The following is a 19,329-nucleotide window of genomic DNA, read 5'->3' as shown; positions in this document are numbered from 1 at the left end:
CCTCCCCGCTTGTTCGTCAGTGTCAAAGCCTCTAGGTTGTATGTTGTATGATGTATGACACCGACAAGGATCGGCAGTCGATGAGAACCGGGGCGCTCAGCCTCCAGAGCAAGAGGGTAGACGGGTGAGGTTTTCCAACCAAGCAGTGAAACGTGCAGTAGGCGATGGGCTGTTATCGTTCCCCATCACCGATTTCGATGAGCAGGGTCGCTTCGACGAGGCGAGCTATCGTGAGCGCCTGGCGTGGTTCATCGGCCACGACATCTCTGCGGTCTTCGTTGCCGGTGGCACGGGTGAGTTCTTCAACCTGTCGCTCGAGGAGTTCCGTCGCGTGGTCGAGGCGGCGGTCGAAGTGGTCGACGGCAAGCTGCCGGTGATCGCCAGCGCCGGCTTGAGCGTCGAGACTGGCAAGGCCTATGCCAAGGTGGCCGAGGAAGCCGGCGCCGACGGTATCCTGCTGATGCCGCCCTATCTGACCGAATGCCCGCAGGATGGCCTGGTCGAATACGCCAAGCAGATCTGCGACTCGACCTCGCTGGCGATGATCTACTACAACCGCGGCAACGGCATTCTCAATGCCGAGTCGGCGCAGGCGCTGGCTGACCAGTGCTCCAACCTGGTAGGCCTCAAGGACGGCAAGGGCGACATTCAGGCGCTCAACAAGATCGTCAAGACGGTGGGTGATCGGCTGGTTTACGTCGGCGGCGTACCCACCGCCGAGATCTTCGCCGAGGCCTACCTCTCGATCGGGGTAAACACCTACTCTTCCGCGGTGTTCAACTTCGTGCCTGACATGGCCGTGACCTTCTACAGGGCGCTGCGCAGCGGCGACAGCGCAACGGTCAAGCGGATCACCAATGACTTCTTCATCCCCTTTGTGGACCTACGGGATCGCAAGGCGGGCTATGCCGTCAGCCTGATCAAGGCCGGGGCGGCAATCATCGGCCGGCCGGCGGGTAACGTAAGAGCCCCGCTGGAAATGCCGACCCAAGAAGAGCACCAGCAGCTCGAGAAGCTGGTGGGTATCGCCAAGCAGTTATAACTAGTTGTATAGCACCCAGCACTGGAGTAATGACATGAAAAAGACAATGATCGTCGTATCCATGGCCGCAGCAGCCACCGGGTTGGCCGCGTTTTCACACGCTGCCGAGAACTATCCAGAGCGCAGCATCGAATTCATCGTGCCATATGGTCCCGGGGGTGGTTCCGATAACGTCGTGCGAGCCTTGCAGCCCAAGATCGAGGAGGCTTTGGACGGCACGTTGGTGATTCGCAATGTCTCTGGTGGGGGTGGTGCCGTCGGCTACAATCGCGCGGTCAATGCCGCAGCCGATGGTTACACCGTTACCACGCCGAACAATGCGAATTTCACGCTCGAAGGCCTGGGCAACGTCGATTTCACCTATGGTGATTTCGAGTACATTGCTCGCGTGTTGGTTGAGCCCTATATCCTGGCAGTTCGTCAGAATGATGACTGGACCGATTTCGAATCGCTGATGGAATCGATTGAAGGGGGAGAGCGGCTGACGGTTGGCTTCTCGGGCGTCGGCTCATCGACGCACGTGACTGCGGTGGCAATCGGTAACGAGCTGGGCGTTGATTTCAACTTTATCCCCTATGACGGTGGTTCCGCTGCTGTATCAGCGGCCATGGGCGGCCATGTGGATGCGGTCGTGCTCAATCCCAACGAGATCATGTCGGCGGTGGACGGAGGCCGTTTGACCCCGGTGCTGTCCACGGGGGAAGAGCGAGCCAATGTGTTCCCCGATACCCCGACCATGATCGAGCTAGGCTATGAACTGGAGCTCAACCAATGGCGTGGCATTGCCGCTCCTAAAGGCATTAGCCAGGAGATCGAAGACAAGTGGGTCGAAGCCGTCAAGCAAGCGGTGGCGGATCCGGCTTTCCAGCAGTTCGCCGAAGAAGGTGGCTCCGAGGTGATGCCGCTCTACGGAGATGAGTTGGATGAGTTCGTGCGCCGCACGGCAGAGCTCATGATTCCCATTGCTGAAAGTGTTCAGGAATAACCTAAAAGGTTTTTTTATTATGAACAGGCCTATCAGTGAAATCGTGGTTCACCTTGTGCTGATGGGCCTTGCGGGATACTTCCTCGTCGAGTCGTTCTCTATACGTGGAAGCGCAGCCGGCGGCAGTTTGCCGCCGGCCTTTTTCCCCAAGGCGATTTGCACGCTTATCCTGGTGTTGCTGAGTGTCTCCCTTCTCAAGCTGATTTACGCAGCAGTCAAGCATCCGGAAGATGACGAAGGTTTGAGTTTCTCTCGAAGTTCCGTCACGCCGGTCGTCAGTTGGCTCGTGGTGTTCTCTCTACTTGTCCTCTATTCCGTAGTGTTGGAGCGACTGGGTTATGTGATGTCGACAGCACTACTGGTCTTCAGTGTGGTGAGCACTCTGGTGATCTTGAGTCCCGGCGATGAAAGCCGCGTATCGGCTAAGGGCATTGGCCAGCTAGGTGCCTTTTCCATCACCGTCTCGCTTTCGATCTTTTTCCTCTTTAGCAAAGGGTTTGGCATCATCCTGCCAACCCTCGGCATGATGGGGGTATGACATGGCTGATTATATAGACGCCTTTGGGCTAGTCTTTCAGGGCTATGTCCTGTTGGCCATTGCCGGCGGCACCCTGCTTGGCCTGATCATGGGGGCCTTGCCCGGCCTGACAGCGGCGATGGCCATTGCACTGCTGCTGCCATTGACCTTCGGCATGCCGCCGGTAATGGGCATTGGTATGTTGCTGGGCACTCTCTGTGGTGCCATCGCCGGTGGCTCGGTGTCGGCGACTCTGCTCAATATTCCCGGCACGCCGTCTTCAGTGGCAACGACGCTGGATGCTTTCCCCATGGCGCGAAAGGGCCAGGCGGGCAGGGCACTAGGAATCGCCATCGTCGCCTCCTTTCTGGGTGGGATTTTTAGTGCCGTGGTACTTAGCGTCCTTGCGCCGCCGATTGCGGAGTTTGCCCTGCGCTTTGGGGCAGCGGAGTACTTTGCCCTGAGTGTCTTCGGGCTGGTCATCATCGCCTCCGTGGCCAAGAGCCTGATCAAGGGCCTGGTGGCCGGCATGATCGGCTTGCTGCTGGCCACCGTGGGCACCGATCCTATCGCGGGTGTAACGCGCTTCACATATGGTAATGCGTCGCTGTTGACGGGTATCAACCTGCTGCCGGCGCTGATCGGCCTCTTTGCGGTTTCGCAGGTACTTGCCGATGTGGTCGACTACTTCAAAACGGAAAAAGTCGAGTCTAAGGCCACACTGGATAGGGCTGCACCGCGCTGGATGGAAGTCCTGCGTAGCTGGAAAGTTCTACTGTCGAGTTCTCTCATTGGTACCATCGTAGGTGCGATTCCCGGAGCTGGCGGCAGCATCGCTTCCTTTCTCTCCTATGATCAAGCCAAGAAGATGTCCAAGACGCCCGAGAAGTTCGGCACCGGCCATGCCGAGGGCATCGTGGCATCCGAGTCATCCAACAATTCCCTGGTGGGTGGGTCGCTTATCCCCATGTTGACCCTGGGTGTGCCCGGCGAGGCGGCAACGGCCGTGCTCATGGGGGGCTTGATGATCCAGGGGATTCGTCCCGGACCCACGCTTTTCGCCGAGCAGGGCGCCATCATCTACGGCATCTTCATCGCCTTTTTTGTCGCTAACATCTTCATGCTGATGTTCCAGTGGTTCGGCATTCGGCTCTTCGTGAAGGTGCTGCAGATTCCACGCAAGCTGCTGATGGCGATGATCCTGGTGTTCTGCGTAATCGGCGTGTATGCCGTTGACTCTGACATCTTCAATGTCTATTTGATGCTGGGCTTCGGTGTGTTGGGCTACTTTCTCAACAAGTATGGCTTCGGCACCGCGCCGGTCATTCTGGGGCTGATCCTGGGTCCGATTGCCGAGTCCAACTTGCGTCGAGCCCTGCTCACATCGGGAGGTGACTGGTCCGTCTTCGTGACACGCCCCATCAGCCTGACCTTCCTGTGCGTGGCACTATTCTTCCTGGTCTTTACCTATTGGCAAAACACTCGTCAGAAGACGCTGTTGACGTAATGCGAGGTGGTTAATGTTTCCCAAAATCAAGTCCATGCGTGTGGTTCCCGTCGCCGGTTACGACGGTTTCCTGCTCAACCTTAGCGGTGGCCATGCGCCCTGGTTCATCCGTTGTGTGGTGATTCTGGAGGATGATGCCGGCAACAAGGGGGTGGGCGAGATTCCCTCGAGTGCTGGGATCCTCGCAGGACTGGAGCAGTGCCGGGCGCTGGTGGAAGGTTCGCGGGTCAATGATATCAAGCAAACGCTGAATCATGTCCGTCTGCTGCTGGCTCAGAACGGGCGCGAAGAGCGCGGCCGCCAGACCTTCGATCTGCGCGTCGCGGTGCATGTCATTACCGGAATCGAATCGGCGCTGCTGGATCTCTATGGTCAGGCGGTCCAGCTGCCGGTGGCCGACTTGCTGGGCCAGTATGGCCGTCAGCGCGACGAGGTCGAGGCGCTGGGCTATCTGTTCCTGCTTGGCGATCCGGCCAAGACCGACCTGCCCTATCCCAAGGCGGAAAACCCGCAGGATGCCTGGGATGAGGTGCGCTACCGCGAGGCGCTGACCCCGGACGCGGTGGCCACACTGGCCAAGGCGGCCTTTGATCGCTACGGTTTCAAGGACTTCAAGCTCAAGGGGGGGGTGTTACGCGGGGAGCAGGAGGCCGACTGCATCCGCGCACTCCACGAGGCCTTCCCCGAGGCCCGCTTGACCCTGGATCCCAATGGCGCTTGGAAGCTCGACGAGGCGGTTAGGGTGCTCGACCCTATCAAGCATCTGCTGAGCTATGCCGAGGACCCCTGCGGCCAGGAGGAGAGCTATTCGGGGCGCGAGACCATGGCCGAATTCAAGAAGCGCACCGGGCTGCCCACGGCGACCAACATGATCGCTACCGACTTCAAGCAGCTGCAGTACGCCGTGCAGCTCAACGCCGTGGATATCCCGCTGGCGGACTGCCACTTCTGGACCATGCAGGGCGCCGTGGCAGTGGGCGAGCTATGCAACGAGTGGGGCATGACCTGGGGCTCGCACAGCAACAACCACTTCGATATTTCGCTGGCGATGATGACCCATGTGGCTGCGGCTTGCCCGGGAGAGATCACCGCCATCGATACCCACTGGATCTGGCAGGACGGCCAGCGCATCACCCGTGAGCCCTTCGCGATTCGTGATGGCAAGCTCAAGGTTCCGACCACGCCGGGTCTCGGGGTCGAGTTGGACGAGGAGAAACTGATGGAAGCCCATCGGCTCTTCAAGAGCCTGGACGTGACTCAGCGCAACGATGCCATGGCCATGCAGTACTTGATCGACGGCTGGGCGTTCGATCCCAAGCGGCCGGCGTTGGTTCGGTAGCTGTCGGTGATTGCTGCTACAATAGTATGACATCATACTTTTGTAGACGTCACCGGATTCACGAACAGGGAAACGACTATGGCAAGCAGCATTGCCGGACTAAATCTACGCAAGGTGGCCCAGCAGGGGAGTCTGTCCGTGCATGTGGCTGACCAGCTTGAGTCGCTGATTACCGAGGGCAAGGTGGCGGTGGGCGAGAAGCTGCCCACCGAGAGCAGCCTGTGCGACTCCTTCGGCGTCAGCCGCACGGTGATAAGAGAGGCGATCACGCATCTCAAGTCGCTTGGCCTGGTGGAAACCCGTCGTGGCGTAGGCACCACGGTGCTGCGCGCCACGACGGTGGAAGCCAAGCCCGCCGAGCGCATCAGTGCCACCACGGTCGAGGACATCCTGCACGTGCTCGAACTACGTCTGGCGCTGGAGCCGGCTGCGGCCGAGCTGGCCGCCGTGCGTCATGACGAGGCGGATCGCGCTGTACTGGAGTCAACGCACCAGGCCTTCATCAAGGCGCATGCCGAGAAGAGCCAGGCGCGCGTCGAGGACTATGAGTTCCACCACGCCATCGCCAAGGCCACCAAGAATCCGTTTTACAACCAGTTCTTCGAGCAGTTGAGCCAGAGCGTGATTCCACGCGCCAAGCTGCTCAGCATCGAGATCAACCCCGATGCCTCGTCGCGCTACCTGGAGCGGGTGCAGGAAGAACACGCCTACATTCTCGAGGCGATTCTCTCGCGTGACGCCGAAGCGGCTCGCGAGACGATGTACCAGCACCTCAATCGGGCGCGCAACATGTATGCCAAATACCGCGATCAATAACAGGAGATGACCATGTCCCTGGAAGGGAAATTACTCATCGGCCAGCAGGCCGTCAGCGGCGATCGCGCCGAGATCCGCGCCACCAATCCCGCCACCGGCGAGGCCCTCGAGCCGGTCTATCGCGGCGGCGGCCAGGCCGAGGTCGAGCGCGCCTGCGAACTCGCCGAGGCGGCCTTCGACGCCTACCGCGAGACCACGCTCGAGGAACGCGCGACCTTTCTCGAGACCATTGCCAGCGAGATCGAGGCCATCGGCGATGAGCTGACCCAGCGCGGCATGGCCGAGACCGGCCTGCCCCAGGCACGCCTCGAGGGCGAGCGCGGCCGCACCTGCGGTCAGCTGCGCCTGTTCGCCGCGGTGGTGCGCGCCGGCGAGTGGCTCGACGTACGTCACGATCCGGCGCTGCCCGAGCGCGCGCCGATGCCCCGCGTCGACCTGCGCCAGCGGCATATCGCCCTGGGCCCCGTCGCCGTGTTCGGCGCCTCCAACTTCCCGCTGGCGTTCTCGGTGGCCGGCGGCGACACCGCCTCGGCACTGGCCGCCGGCTGCCCGGTGGTGGTCAAGGGCCACTCCGCCCACCCCGGCACTTCGGAGCTGGTGGGCCGCGCCGTGCAGCGCGCTGTCGCCAAGTGCCGCCTGCCCGAGGGCACCTTCTCGCTGCTGTTCGGCTCGGGGCGTGAGATCGGCCAGGCGCTGGTCAGCGACCCACGCATCCAGGCAGTGGGCTTTACCGGCTCGCGCAGCGGCGGTACCGCCTTGATGCAGACCGCCCAGGCTCGGCCACAGCCGATCCCGGTCTACGCCGAGATGAGCTCGATCAATCCGGTGTTCCTGCTGCCGGAAGCGCTCGCGGCGCGCGGTGTCGAGATCGCTGACGGCTTCGTGGGTTCCTTGAACATGGGCGCCGGCCAGTTCTGCACCAACCCCGGCCTGGTGCTGGGCGTCAAGGGCGAGGCGCTGGACGCCTTTATCCGTGCCGCCGGCGAAGCGGTCACGGCAAGCGCCGCCCAGACCATGCTCACCCCCGGCATCCACGGCGCCTATGCCGACGGCCTCGGCGCGCTTGCCGGTAACGCCAAGGTGCGTGAAATCGCCCGCGGCGCATCGGGTGATGGCCCGCATCAGTGCCAGACCGGGCTGTTCGTGGCCAGCGCCGCGGACTTCCTCGCCGACGAGGCGCTGCAGGCCGAGGTCTTCGGTGCCACCTCGCTGGTGATCGAGTGCGCCGACCAGGCCGAGATGCAGCGCGTAGCCAAGGGCCTGGAGGGGCAGCTGACCGTCACCCTACAGATGGACGACGGCGACCTGGCCGCCGCCAAGGCGCTGCTGCCGATCCTCGAACGCAAGGCCGGGCGGATCCTCGCCAACGGCTGGCCCACCGGGGTCGAGGTATGCCACGCCATGGTCCACGGCGGCCCTTATCCGGCGACGTCGGATGCCCGCACCACCTCGGTGGGCAGCGCCGCGATCCAGCGCTTCCTGCGCCCGGTGTGCTACCAGGCGCTGCCGGCGGGCCTGCTGCCCGAAGCGCTCAAGGACGGCAACCCGCTGGGCGTGTCGCGGCTGGTGGACGGCAAGCGCGAAGCGTGACGCGAGGGCAGTGATGTACGAATCCGGGCGATGCCGCCCGTATGTGGCAAGCAAGTGAGACCTTGATAGCGGCCTGCGGGCCGCTTTTTTTTGTGCGGGGTGCCGACGTTTAGATCATCTCGAACCACTGCAGCACGAAGATTCCCAGGCTCACGGTCAGCATCGAGGCGAGGGTCGAGAGCACGATCATGTCGGCGGTCAGGCGCTCGTTGGCGCCGGCGGCCTTGGCCATGATGAAGGCCACGGCGGCGGTGGGGCTGGCGAGGAACAGGAACAGCACGCCAAGGGCCTGACCGCGGTAGCCGAGCAGGATGGCGCCGAGGGTGCCGAGCAGCGGCACCCACACCAGCTTCCACAGGCAGGCGCTGGTGACCAGCCAGCTGCCGCTGCGTATCGAGCGCACGCTGAGGGTGCCGCCGATGCAGATCAGTGCCAGCGGCAGCGACAGCGAACCGAAGTACTCACCGGAGGTGATCAGCCAGTCGGGCAGGCCGATGCCCAGGGCCGCCACCGGCAGGGCGGCGAGCACGCTGAGGATAAGCGGGTTGCGAACGATATCGGCCAGCAGGGCGCTGATATCGGAGCGGGCCGTGGGGCTATATAGCGAGAGAATGATGGCCGACATCACGTTGTAGAGCACGATCACACTGCCGGCCAGGATACCGCCCAGCGACAGACCGTAGCCGCCGTACATGCTGGCCGCCAGGGCCAGCCCGACCACGCCGCAGTTGCTGCGAAAGGCGCCCTGGACGAAGATGCCGCGGTCGAGTTGCGGGTAGCGCAGTATCGCCCAGCCCCAGGCGAGCATGAAGCTGAGCAGGGTCACGCCCAGGAAATAGGCGATCAGGTCCGGCTGGAAGGCGGTCTCCAGATCGGCTTGAATAATGCTCAGGAACAGCAGTGTCGGCATGGTGGCCTTGAACACCAGCGCCGAGGCGGTGGCGATGAAGGCCTGATCGATCCACCCCATGCGCTTGAGCGCCAGGCCCACCAGGACCATGGCGAATACCGGCAGAGTCACATTGAGGGTGGCGAGGAAGACATCGAAGAGGTTCATCTGGGGCGGGGCCTAACGGGCTAGCCACAGGCCGACGATAATCGCGGCAACCACGGTGGCGAAGAACAGTCTGTTGCGTAGGCGAGTGTCACGGGGGGTAGGCACGCTGAGCTCCCGACGAGGCGTTGGTTTAATTAAAACAGATGTTTTAATGCATTTGAAAAAGCATTAGCGTTAACGTCAATGGTAAGCTCGTTAGCCTGCTATGGCTATCGGCGGCCGCGTCGCCTTCGCTCAGGACCTGAACATGCCCGACTCACGCCCCGCGCCTCCTCCCCCCCGCGACCGCCTGGTATTCGCCCACGCCAACGGCTTTACCGGTGGCAGCTACCGCAGCTTCCTTGCGCCGCTGGCCGAACGCTTCGACCTGCATCCGCTGGACCGCCTGGCCCATCATCCCGACTATCCGGTGGGCAATAACTGGTTGGCGCTGCGCGACGAGCTGCTCGAGCAGCTTTCGCACCACGAGGCGCCGGTGATCGGCGTCGGCCACTCCATGGGCGGAGTACTGATGGCGATGGCCGCCGAGCAGGCGCCGCAGCGCTTTCGCTGCGTGGTGGTGCTCGACCCGCCGCTGATGCTGGGGCTCGATGCCCTGGCGATGAAGGTCGCCAAGCGCGTCGGCATGGTCGACCGGGTCACGCCGGCGGGCAAGAGTATTGGGCGCCGCGCGCGCTGGTCGAACCGCGAGGCCATGGCCCACTACCTGCGCAGTCGCGGCCTGTTCAAGCGCTTCACCGACGAGGCGCTCAACGACTACGTCGAGGGCGGCACCCGACTGCTCGAAGACGGCGCCGCCCAGCTGGTCTTCGACCCGGCCATCGAGGTCGAGATTTTCCGCCACCTGCCGGATCATCTTCACGGCCTGCCTGGGCGCCTCGAGGTACCGCTGGCGCTGATCGCCGGCGACCAGTCCGACCTGCTGACCCCGGCGCGGCGGCGGCGCCTGAGGCGCCACGGCGTGCGCGTCGAAACCGCGCCGGGCGGGCACATGTTTCCCATGGAGCAGCCCCGCGAGGCGCGCCGCGTGCTGCTCACCACCATCGATTCGCTGCTGGAGTCTGCCCATGGCTGAGCCTACCCCCCTGACGCTGGCCGATGGCCGCCTGGCCGGCCTGAGCTGGGGCGAGCCCGGCGCGCCGACCTGGCTGGGCCTGCACGGCTGGCTGGACAATGCCGCCACCTTTACCCGCCTGGCGCCGCTGCTGGTCGAGGCCCTCGGGGTGCGCATCGTGGCCATCGACTTCGCCGGCCACGGCCAGTCGCGACCGCATCCCGACGGCGTCGACTACGCGATCTGGGACTATCTGCACGACGCCCTGGATGCCCTGGAGGAACTCGAACTCACGCCGGCCACGCTGCTGGCCCACTCGATGGGCGCCGGGGTCAGCTGCCTGCTGGCGGCGGCCTTTCCCGAGCGCGTCGAACGGCTGATGCTGATCGACAGCCTGGGCACGCTCTCGACCCCCGCCGAGCAGATGCCGGAGCAGCTGCGCAAGGGCATTCTGGGGCACCGGCGTCGTCTTTCCGCGCCGCCGCGCTATGCTGATATCGAGAGCGCCGTGGCGGCGCGCGGCAAGGGCGGGGTGATGCCGCTGGACGCCGACACCGTGCGCCCGCTGGTGACGCGCAACGCCGCACCGCTGGCCGATGGCGGGGTGCAGCTGCGCACCGACCCGCGGCTGATGCGACCCTCGCTGGTGCGCTTCACGCCCGAGCAGGTGCTGGCCAACCTGGCTGCCATCCAGGCGCCGGTGATGCTGGTCGAGGGCGAGACCGGCGTGCTGCCCAACCGCGAGGGCATCGAGCGGGCGCGCGGGGCGGTGGCTCAACTGCAGCGCCACGTGCTGTCGGGCGGGCACCACCTGCATCTCGACCCGCGCACGGTGGCGGCGGTGGCCGAGGCGATCATCGCCTGGTGCCGGGAGCAGGGCGCGTAGGCCGATGGTAAAGGAGGCCGTATGAGCAGTAAGGGCGAGGTCAGCAAGTGCGTTGCGCTGGTGCTGGGCAGCGGCGGGGCGCGGGGCTATGCGCATATCGGCGTGATCGACGAACTCGAGGCGCGCGGCTATCGGATCGTCTCCATCTCGGGCTGCTCGATGGGGGCGCTGGTGGGCGGCATTCACGCCGCCGGCCAGCTCGACGGCTACCGCGAATGGGTTTGCGCGCTGGACTACTTCGACGTACTCAAGCTTGTCGACGTGACCTGGAGCCCGATGGGCGCGATGCGTGCCAGCAAGGTGATGAGCAAGCTCGAGAGCCTGATCGGCGAGACCCAGATCGAGGACCTGGCGATACCGGTGACCACCGTGGCCACCGACCTGATTCGCCAGCGCGAGGTGTGGTTCCAGAGTGGTCCGCTGCTACAGGCGATCCGCGCCTCGATCGCCGTGCCTGGCATCATCACCCCGGTGCATATCGGCGATCAGGTGCTGGTCGATGGCGGCCTGCTCAACCCGCTGCCGATCATGCCTACCCTCTCGGCCCACGCCGACATGGTGCTGGCGGTCAACGTCACCGCCCAGAGCCCCTATCCGGTGTCGTTGGAAGCGCTGCTGCCCGCCGATGAAGCGGCCGAGGAGCAGGCGCGTGAAGAGGCGCGGGAAGCCGAGGGGCGTGGCTTCAGTGCCTGGATGGCCGGGGTGCGCGACCAGGCGCAGCGCATGTTCGCCAGCCGCAGCGATGACGATGTCGACGACGTCGATAGCGAGCAGATGGCCACGCGGCGCGCCTGGAGCAAGCTCGACATGATGCTCGAATCCTTCGATATCACCCAGGCGGCGCTGGCCCGCTACAAGATCGCCGGCTACCCGCCGGACGTGCTGATCGAGGTGCCCAAGACGGTGTGCGGCGCCTACGAGTTCCACCGCGCCGAGGCGCTGATCCAGCTCGGGCGGCACCTCGCCGTGCAGGCGCTGGATCGCTACGAGGGTCGGCATCGTGCCAAGGGCTACGATGCCGAGGCGACCATCGTCGAGCCGCCGCAGACCCCGCACCAGCTCACGCCGAACAGCGACAACGCTTAGGCGTTCACAGGAAAGGTCGGCAAGTGCGCCTACATGGCTTCGCCGCGCCGGCGCAGCAGCACGTACACCGCACCGGTGCCGCCGTCCAGCTCGCGGGCCGAGCAGAACGCCAGCACGCTCGGCCATTCGCGCAGCCAGGCGTTGACGTGGCTCTTGATGATCGGGAAGTCGCTGGCGCCGGTGTGCACGCTGGCGCGGGACTTGCCGTGGACGATCAGCACGCAGCGCATGCGCTGGCTACGCGCCTCGGCGAGGAAGCTCTCCAGCTCGGCGCGCGCCTCGTCGATGCTGTAGCCGTGCAGGTCCAGCCCGGCCTCCCAGGGGATGCCGCCACGCTTGAGCTGGGCGTGGGTGCGGTAGGGCAGGTCGGCCACCGCGAAGTCGAGAAACTCCGAGGGCCGCACCGGCTCGACCCGGCCGTCGCTGGTGCGGCTGCTGATCTGCTGGGTATCCACGGCGGTGGCAGCGGCGCGACGTTCGGCGAGTGCCGCCGCACGGCGCCGCTGGGCGGGTTTGCCGGGGTCGGCGCGGTTACTGTCGAGGCGACGCACGCCAGCCTCATTGAGGGCCTGGCGGAACAGATTGATCTCGTCGTCATCCGGCGGATCGGGGCGTCGACTCATGCAAACTCTCTCGTGGCGTGGGGCGTCACGTGCCGGGGTGGCCCGCGACTCGGTTCAGCGCCAGTATACCGGCTGGCGAGTGACTGTGAACCGTGCCGCGCTGCGGGTACAATCATGCACCCTGACCCGCACCAGCCAACTGACAGGATGCCGCGTGGCCGACTCTTCCCCAGCAGTCGTATCGACCCTGACGCTCTCTGACGCCGAGCTTGCCGAGGGCCTCATCACCCTGCGCGACTGCCTGCGCTGGGCGACCAGCGAGTTCCATGCCCACGGGCTGTTTTACGGCCACGGCACCGCCTCACCGTGGGACGAGGCCGTGGCGCTGACCCTGGGGGCGCTGCACCTGCCCTGGGACGTCGACCCGGCGGTGCTCGAGGCGCGGCTGCTGCCCATGGAGCGCGCGCGCATCGTGGCCTTGACCCGGGCGCGCATCGAGACCCGCCGGCCGCTGCCCTACCTGCTCGGCGAGTGTTTCTATGCCGGCTACCCCTTCCACGTCGACGAACGGGTGCTGATCCCGCGCTCGCCGATCGCCGAGCTGATCGAGGACGGCTTCGCCGCCTGGTTTGCCGAGGAGCCGCCGGCGCGCGTGCTCGACCTGTGCAGTGGTTCGGGCTGCATCGGCATCGCCACCGCGCTGACCCTGCCGACCTGTGAGGTCGACCTGGCCGAGATCAGCCTCCCGGCGCTGGAAGTGGCCAAGGCCAATATCAGCCGTCACGACGTCGGCGCCCGAGTGCGCGCGGTGTACTCCGACGTGTTCGAAGGCGTGGCCGGCCAGCGCTACGACCTGATCGTCGCCAACCCGCCCTATGTCGATGCCCGCGACCTGGCCACCATGCCCGCCGAGTTCCAGCACGAGCCGGCGCTGGCGCTGGGCGCCGGCGACGACGGCCTGGATATCGTGCGCCGCATCCTGCGCGACGCCCGGGGGCACCTCAGCGACGACGGCGTGCTGATCGTCGAGGTCGGCAACTCCGACCGTCACCTCGAGGCGGCCTTCCCCGAGGTGCCGTTCCTGTGGCTCGAGTTCGAGCGTGGCGGCCAGGGCGTATTCGTGCTCACCGCCGCCGAACTCGACGCCTACGCCTCGGCCTTCGCCTGAACCCTGACTCCACCTGCGAGGAACGCCCATGTCCGGCAACACCTTCGGCAAGCTGTTCACCGTCACCACCTTCGGCGAGAGCCACGGCCCGGCGCTGGGTGCCATCGTCGACGGCTGCCCGCCGGGGCTCCCGCTCAGCGAAGCCGACCTGCAGGGCGATCTCGACCGCCGCCGGCCGGGCACCTCGCGGCATACCACCCAGCGCCGCGAGCCCGACCAGGTGCGGATTCTCTCCGGCGTGTTTGAGGGCGTCACCACCGGCACCTCGATCGGCCTGCTGATCGAGAACACCGACCAGCGCTCCAAGGACTACTCCAAGATCAAGGACCAGTTCCGTCCGGCCCACGCCGACTACACCTACCACCACAAGTACGGCGTGCGCGACTATCGCGGCGGCGGTCGCTCCAGCGCCCGCGAGACCGCCATGCGCGTTGCCGCCGGTGCCATCGCCAAGAAGTACCTGGCCACCCTGGGCATCCAGGTGCGCGGCTATATGAGCCAGCTCGGCCCCATCGAGATCGCGTTCAAAGAGTGGCAGGCGGTGGGCGAGAACGCCTTCTTCTGTCCCGACCCCGACAAGGTGCCGGAGCTCGAGGCCTACATGGACCAGCTGCGCCGCGATCAGGACTCGGTGGGTGCGAAAATCTCGGTGGTCGCCGAAGGCCTGCCGCCGGGCCTCGGCGAGCCGGTCTTCGACCGCCTCGACGCCGACCTGGCCCACGGCCTGATGAGCATCAACGCGGTCAAGGGCGTGGAGATCGGTGCCGGCTTCGCCAGCGTGGCCCAGCGCGGCAGCGAGCACCGTGACGAGATGACCCCCGAGGGCTTTCTCTCCAACCATGCCGGCGGCGTGCTGGGTGGTATCTCCTCGGGCCAGCCGCTGATCGCCCACCTGGCGCTCAAGCCGACCTCCAGCATCACCACGCCGGGGCGCTCCATCGACGTCCACGGCAACCCGGTGGAGGTGATCACCAAGGGCCGCCACGACCCCTGCGTGGGCATCCGCGCCACGCCCATCGCCGAGGCGATGATGGCGCTGACCCTGATCGACCACCTGCTGCGCCACCGCGCCCAGAACCTCGACGTGCGCGTCGATACCCCCCGCCTGAGCTGACGCCACCCCGGCACCGACAATCGTTGGTGCCGGGGTGCAGGACTTTTCCCCAAGACTGCTAGACTGGTGGCAAGTCCGCCAGTCGAGTCATGCTATCTATGAAAATCAACGTCGAGTTCGATCTCACCCCTCAGGAATTCCGCCAGGCCATGGGGCTGCCGGATGTCGAAGCCTTTCAGAACGATCTGATGGCCCGCATCCAGCAGCAGATGGAGAATGGCGTAGAGGGCTACGACCCGATGAGCCTGCTGCAGCCGTTTCTGCAGCAGCCGTTCTTCAAGGAGGGCATGCAGCAGCCGTTCATGAAGGACAGCATGGCCCAGAGCCTGGCCAGTTTCGGCAGCTACCAGCAGATGATGCTGGATATGCTGCGCCAGGCTGGCAGCAGTGGGCGCAAGCCGCAGGAAGACGCCCCCGCGGCCGAGGCTGACGAGCAACCGGCGCCATCGCGCGGCAAGGCCTCGGCGAGCTCACGGGCCAAGCGCAAGTGACAAGCGCGCGACGAGGTTGATCCTGGTCAAGTGACAGGCTACCGGCATATTGCATCCCGTACGGGGACAGACTACGCTTTGTGCAGTGCAGCAAAATCACTTGACGCCCTATGCCGATTATCCAGGAGGAAATCGCCATGCAAGACAAGATGTTCACCGCCTTCAACGAGCAGACCCGTGGCTTCTTCGAGCCGATGCGCAAGCTCAACTCGATGATGCTCGACAACATGGAAAAGATGACCCAGTACCAGCTGGAGTCGATGAAGCGCTACAGCCAGCTGGGCACCGAGCGGCTGCGTGATGCCGGCGAGATCAAGGACGCCGAGGACATGCGCGAGTTCGGTACCCGCCAGGCCGAGATCATGAACGAGCTGTCGCGACAGATGCTCGAAGACGCCCGTGCCATGACCGAGCTTTCCATGCAGTTCAAGAGCGAGATGGAGCAACTGTTCGGCGAAGCCGCACAGAAAGCCGCGGCCCATGCCGAGGAAGCCACCAAGGCGACCTCTTCGCCGGCCAAAGCCAGCAGCCAGGCCAGCAAGAAAAGCTCCTGAGCGGTCACTACTACGGCGCCCGCCTTGCCCGCTCCGCGGGCGAGGTGGGCGGTGGTGTTTTCGGTCATCGGTTAGCCAAGTCGGAGTGTGTAATGCAGCCAGGATATGAGCAGCCAGCCCAGGCGGACATGGAAGCGTGGCGGGAGCAACTTACCGCCATCGGTCAGCAGTATCAGCAGATGCTGGGAGATCTCGTCGGTCGGATAGAGCCCAGCGAAGCGGGTAAGACCGTTTATAACGATATGCGTGACAGTCTCGCCGCCGGCCTCGAAGCCCTGGCCAGCGACCCTCAGGCGATGTATACCGCCCAGTGGCGCCTGATGCAGGAGCAGTGGCAGCTGTGGCAGCACGGCATGCAGACGCTGGCCGGCCAGTCGCCCGAGCCGCTGGCAGTGCCACCCCGACACGATCGTCGCTTCAAGGATCCCGCCTGGCAGGAGGAGCCGTTTTACCAGGCGCTGCTTCAGCAGTACCTGCTGTTCTCGCGGACCGTGGAAGCGCTGGTGGAGAGTCTGGATAACCTGCCCGAGGACAAGCAGCGCAGCCTGGCCTTCTATGCTCGCCAGTGCGTCAGCGCCCTGTCGCCGACGAACTTCGTTACCACCAACCCCGAAGTGATGCGGCGCACCCTGGAGACCAAGGGCCAGAACCTGATCGACGGCATGGCGCGGCTGCGTGAGGACCTTGCCAACTCCGCCGAAGGCATCAACGTCACCATGACCGATCGCTCGGCGTTCCAGATTGGCGAAAACGTCGCCGTGACCCCCGGCGAAGTGGTCTACGAGAACGAACTGATCCAGCTGATCCAGTACCATCCGACCACCGAGAAGGTATTCAAGACGCCGCTGCTGATCGTGCCGCCGTGGATCAACAAGTACTACATTCTCGACCTGCGTGAAGACAACTCGCTGGTCAAGTGGCTGGTCGACCAGGGCCACAGCGTGTTCCTGATCTCGTGGCGCAACCCGGGCCCCGAGCAGCGCGACCTGACCTGGGCCGACTACATGCAGATGGGGCCGATTGATGCCATGGGCGCCATCGAGCAGGCCTGCGGCGAGAAGTCGGTCAACCTGGTCAGCTACTGTATCGGCGGCACCCTGGCGGCCTCCACCGTCGCCTACCTGACCAGCACCCGGCGCGGGCGCAAGGTCAAATCGGTGACCTACATGGCCACCCTGCAGGATTTCAGCGACCCCGGCGAGATCGGCGTGTTCCTCAGCGAGCCGGTGCTGCAGGGGCTGGAGCATCAGCTCGAGGCCGACGGCTACCTCGACGGCCGGGCCATGGCGTTCTCCTTCAACCTGCTGCGCGAGAACGATCTGTTCTGGTCGTTCTATATCAGCAACTACCTCAAGGGCGAGCAGCCGGCGGCCTTCGACCTGCTGTACTGGAACACCGACGGCACCAACCTGCCGGCCGGCACCCACGCCTGGTATCTGCGCCATATGTACATGGAGAATCGCCTGGTCGAGCCGGGTGGTATCGAGCTCGACGGGGTCAAGATCGACCTGCGCAAGATCTCCACGCCGAGCTACTTCGTCTCCGCCAAAGACGACCACATCGCCAAGTGGAACAGCACCTACGGCGGCACCCAGCTGCCCAAGGGGCCGGTCACCTTCGTGCTCGGCGGCTCCGGCCACATCGCCGGTATCGTCAATCCGCCAGCCAAGAACAAGTACGGCTACTGGACCAACGAGGCGCTGCCCGAGAGTCCCGACGAGTGGCTGGAGGGGGCGACCTTCAACGAGGGGTCGTGGTGGCCGCACTGGCAGGCCTGGGTCACCGACAACGGCTATGCCGATGCCGACCCCAAGAAGCTGGTGCCGGCAAGGGTGCCCGGCGAAGGCGAACTGGCGCTACTCGAACCGGCACCGGGACGCTATGTGCGCATGACCATCCCCGAGGTGCTGGGGGAAGAGCCCAGCACCTAGCGCTCGGCGCCAAGCGGGTTAGCTAGAAAAACCCGTAGTGTGAGAGAAAAGTGAGCCCCGCTGGAAGTTATTCCAGCGGGGCTCTTCATTGATATCGCCGTTGTCGATGACGCCATCCTACGGCGCTCGGCGCTACTGCGGGGTGGCCGGCTTGCGCGATATGCGCAGTCCCGTCGCCATCAGCAGTGCGGCCAGCAGCCAGGCCGGCCAGCTGCCGCTGCGGGTGAAGGGCGTCAGGCCCTGCATCGGGGTGACCTCGCCGGTCAGGCTGGCGGTCTCGAACTGCGGCAGCTGCTCGATGACCCGCCCCTGCGGGTCGATGATCGCGGTCACGCCGTTGCTGGTGGCGCGGGCCACGTAGCGGCCGTTCTCCAGCGCCCGCAGCCGCGCCATCTGGAAGTGCTGATGCGGGCCAATCGAGGCGCCGAACCAGGTGTCGTTGGAGACCGTCAGCAGCACGTCGGCATGGCGGGCGCGCTCGGCGACCAGGTTGGCGTAGATGATCTCGTAGCAGATCGCGTTGCCGATGGTCAGGCCGGCGGCCTTCATCGGCGCCTGGCGGGCGGGCCCGGGCGTCATGGCCGGCATCGGCAGGTCGAAGAAGGCGATGGCGCCACGCAGCAGGTCATCGAACGGCAGGTACTCGCCGAACGGCACCAGGTGTTCCTTGCGGTACTCGCCCTCGACGTCGCCGACGCCGATCACCGCGTTGTAGAACAGGCCGTCGCCGTCGCGCTGCAGTATGCCGGTGAGCAGCGCGGTGTCCGGGGCCAGGTTTGCCTGAACCCGCTCGAGGAGCGGCTGCGCTTCATCCTCGAACATCGGCAGCGCCGCCTCGGGCCAGACGATCAGGTCTATATCGTCGGGTTGTTCGCGGGTCATGTCGCTGAAGGTGTTGGCGGCCATGCGCTGCCCCTCCGGCGTCCACTTGATCTCCTGGGGCAGGTTGCCCTGCAGCAGCGCGACGCGGCGCGGCTCGCCGGCGGGGCTGGTCCACTGCGCCGGCAGCAGCAGCGGCGCCAACCACATTAGCAGGATGGGCGCCGCCGCCAGCCAGCGGCGCTGCAGCAGCTCGACCAGCAGTGTGCCGGAAAGCGCAGTGATCAGTGACAGCAGGTAGACACCGCCCACCGGCGCCCAGGCGGCCAGCGGCGAGTCGACGTGGGCGCTGCCCAGCAGCAGCCAGGGGAAGCCGGTAAAGGCGTAGGTGCGCAGCACCTCGCCCAGCACCCAGGCGCCGGCGAAGCTAAGCGCCGCCAGGCGTGGGCCGCACAGGCGGGCGTAGAGCCACAGCCACACGGCAAAGAACAGCGCCATTGCGGCAACGAACAGCGAGGTAAGGAACAGCGCAAGCGGCACCCCGGTATAGCCGTAGTCGTGAATCGAGACATAGACCCAGGAGGCGCCGCTGCCGAACAGCCCGACGCCGTACCACCAGCCCTTGAACGCTGCCTGGCCGGGGGTGAGCGTGTGGATGCCGAGATACATCAGTGCCACCGCCACCGGCCCCAGCCACCACAGCTCGAACGGTGAGGCGGTGAGGGTGGTGAGCAGGCCGGCGATCAGCGCGATGGCATAGCCCAGTGCTCGCTGGCTACGGCTGGGGGCAGGGCTTGGTGAAGTCATGAT

Annotated in this window: 18 protein-coding genes; 15 read left to right on the top strand and 3 right to left on the bottom strand. The window is 65.1% G+C overall.

Going from position 1 to position 19,329, the window contains the following annotated elements; genetic code table 11:
- Positions 1–124: 124 nt before the first annotated feature.
- From BWR19_13205 to BWR19_13175, 7 genes are all read left to right on the top strand, one after another.
- Entirely contained in the window at positions 125–1,042 is a 918-nt protein-coding gene (locus BWR19_13205) for a 5-dehydro-4-deoxyglucarate dehydratase (protein ID APX93817.1), read from the top strand.
- Positions 1,043–1,076: 34 nt separating this feature from the next.
- Entirely contained in the window at positions 1,077–2,027 is a 951-nt protein-coding gene (locus tag BWR19_13200; protein APX93816.1) for a hypothetical protein, read from the top strand.
- A 19-nt stretch (positions 2,028–2,046) separates the two neighbouring features.
- The gene (locus tag BWR19_13195) at positions 2,047–2,565 is read left to right on the top strand and encodes a hypothetical protein (protein APX93815.1); all 519 of its coding nucleotides are present in this window, start codon (positions 2,047–2,049) and stop codon (positions 2,563–2,565) included.
- A gap of 1 nt (position 2,566) precedes the next feature.
- The gene (locus BWR19_13190) at positions 2,567–4,051 is read left to right on the top strand and encodes a C4-dicarboxylate ABC transporter permease (GenBank protein APX93814.1); all 1,485 of its coding nucleotides are present in this window, start codon (positions 2,567–2,569) and stop codon (positions 4,049–4,051) included.
- Between the two features lie 13 nt (positions 4,052–4,064).
- Positions 4,065–5,390 (top strand): glucarate dehydratase, encoded by a 1,326-nt coding sequence (gene gudD, locus BWR19_13185; protein APX93813.1) that lies wholly within the window; start codon positions 4,065–4,067, stop codon positions 5,388–5,390.
- 78 nt (positions 5,391–5,468) lie between these two features.
- A complete protein-coding gene (locus tag BWR19_13180) occupies positions 5,469–6,206 on the top strand; it encodes a GntR family transcriptional regulator (GenBank protein APX93812.1) in 738 nt (245 codons plus the stop codon).
- A gap of 12 nt (positions 6,207–6,218) precedes the next feature.
- Positions 6,219–7,796 (top strand): aldehyde dehydrogenase (NADP(+)), encoded by a 1,578-nt coding sequence (locus BWR19_13175; GenBank protein APX93811.1) that lies wholly within the window; start codon positions 6,219–6,221, stop codon positions 7,794–7,796.
- A gap of 109 nt (positions 7,797–7,905) precedes the next feature.
- Here the strand turns inward: BWR19_13175 and BWR19_13170 are convergent, their stop codons facing one another.
- Entirely contained in the window at positions 7,906–8,853 is a 948-nt protein-coding gene (locus tag BWR19_13170) for a malate transporter (protein APX93810.1), read from the bottom strand.
- Positions 8,854–9,100: 247 nt separating this feature from the next.
- On the opposite strand from BWR19_13170, the gene BWR19_13165 reads away from it, so the two are divergent.
- From BWR19_13165 to BWR19_13155, 3 genes are read left to right on the top strand one after another with little or no spacing between them, the layout of a single operon-like run.
- Entirely contained in the window at positions 9,101–9,928 is an 828-nt protein-coding gene (locus BWR19_13165) for an alpha/beta hydrolase (GenBank protein APX95023.1), read from the top strand.
- The gene (locus BWR19_13160; GenBank protein APX93809.1) at positions 9,921–10,793 is read left to right on the top strand and encodes an alpha/beta hydrolase; all 873 of its coding nucleotides are present in this window, start codon (positions 9,921–9,923) and stop codon (positions 10,791–10,793) included. Before BWR19_13165 ends, BWR19_13160 begins: the two co-directional genes overlap by 8 nt.
- Before the next feature lie 21 nt (positions 10,794–10,814).
- Positions 10,815–11,879 (top strand): patatin, encoded by a 1,065-nt coding sequence (locus tag BWR19_13155; GenBank protein APX93808.1) that lies wholly within the window; start codon positions 10,815–10,817, stop codon positions 11,877–11,879.
- 29 nt (positions 11,880–11,908) lie between these two features.
- On the opposite strand, the gene BWR19_13150 is transcribed toward BWR19_13155, so the two are convergent.
- Positions 11,909–12,502 carry a DNA mismatch repair protein MutS gene (locus BWR19_13150; protein APX93807.1) on the bottom strand — a complete coding sequence of 198 codons (594 nt, stop codon included), beginning with the start codon at positions 12,500–12,502 and terminating at the stop codon, positions 11,909–11,911.
- Positions 12,503–12,656: 154 nt separating this feature from the next.
- On the opposite strand from BWR19_13150, the gene BWR19_13145 reads away from it, so the two are divergent.
- From BWR19_13145 to BWR19_13125, 5 genes are all read left to right on the top strand, one after another.
- On the top strand, positions 12,657–13,610 hold the full coding sequence (locus BWR19_13145; GenBank protein ID APX93806.1) for a ribosomal protein L3 N(5)-glutamine methyltransferase: 954 nt from the start codon (positions 12,657–12,659) through the stop codon (positions 13,608–13,610).
- Between the two features lie 28 nt (positions 13,611–13,638).
- Complete coding sequence (locus tag BWR19_13140; GenBank protein ID APX93805.1) at positions 13,639–14,724, top strand: chorismate synthase; 1,086 nt, start codon at positions 13,639–13,641, stop codon at positions 14,722–14,724.
- A gap of 98 nt (positions 14,725–14,822) precedes the next feature.
- Positions 14,823–15,215, top strand: coding sequence for a hypothetical protein (locus BWR19_13135; GenBank protein ID APX93804.1), 393 nt, complete (start codon positions 14,823–14,825; stop codon positions 15,213–15,215).
- Between the two features lie 137 nt (positions 15,216–15,352).
- A complete protein-coding gene (locus BWR19_13130) occupies positions 15,353–15,769 on the top strand; it encodes a phasin family protein (GenBank protein APX93803.1) in 417 nt (138 codons plus the stop codon).
- Positions 15,770–15,861: 92 nt separating this feature from the next.
- Complete coding sequence (locus BWR19_13125) at positions 15,862–17,700, top strand: class I poly(R)-hydroxyalkanoic acid synthase (protein APX93802.1); 1,839 nt, start codon at positions 15,862–15,864, stop codon at positions 17,698–17,700.
- 132 nt (positions 17,701–17,832) lie between these two features.
- On the opposite strand, the gene BWR19_13120 is transcribed toward BWR19_13125, so the two are convergent.
- Complete coding sequence (locus BWR19_13120) at positions 17,833–19,326, bottom strand: apolipoprotein N-acyltransferase (protein ID APX95022.1); 1,494 nt, start codon at positions 19,324–19,326, stop codon at positions 17,833–17,835.
- Positions 19,327–19,329: the final 3 nt, after the last annotated feature.

Source organism: Halomonas sp. 1513, from assembly GCA_001971685.1.
GTDB lineage: Bacteria > Pseudomonadota > Gammaproteobacteria > Pseudomonadales > Halomonadaceae > Franzmannia.
The sequence above is the reverse complement of the archived record's forward strand: the minus strand, read 5'-3'. Positions and strand labels throughout refer to the sequence as shown.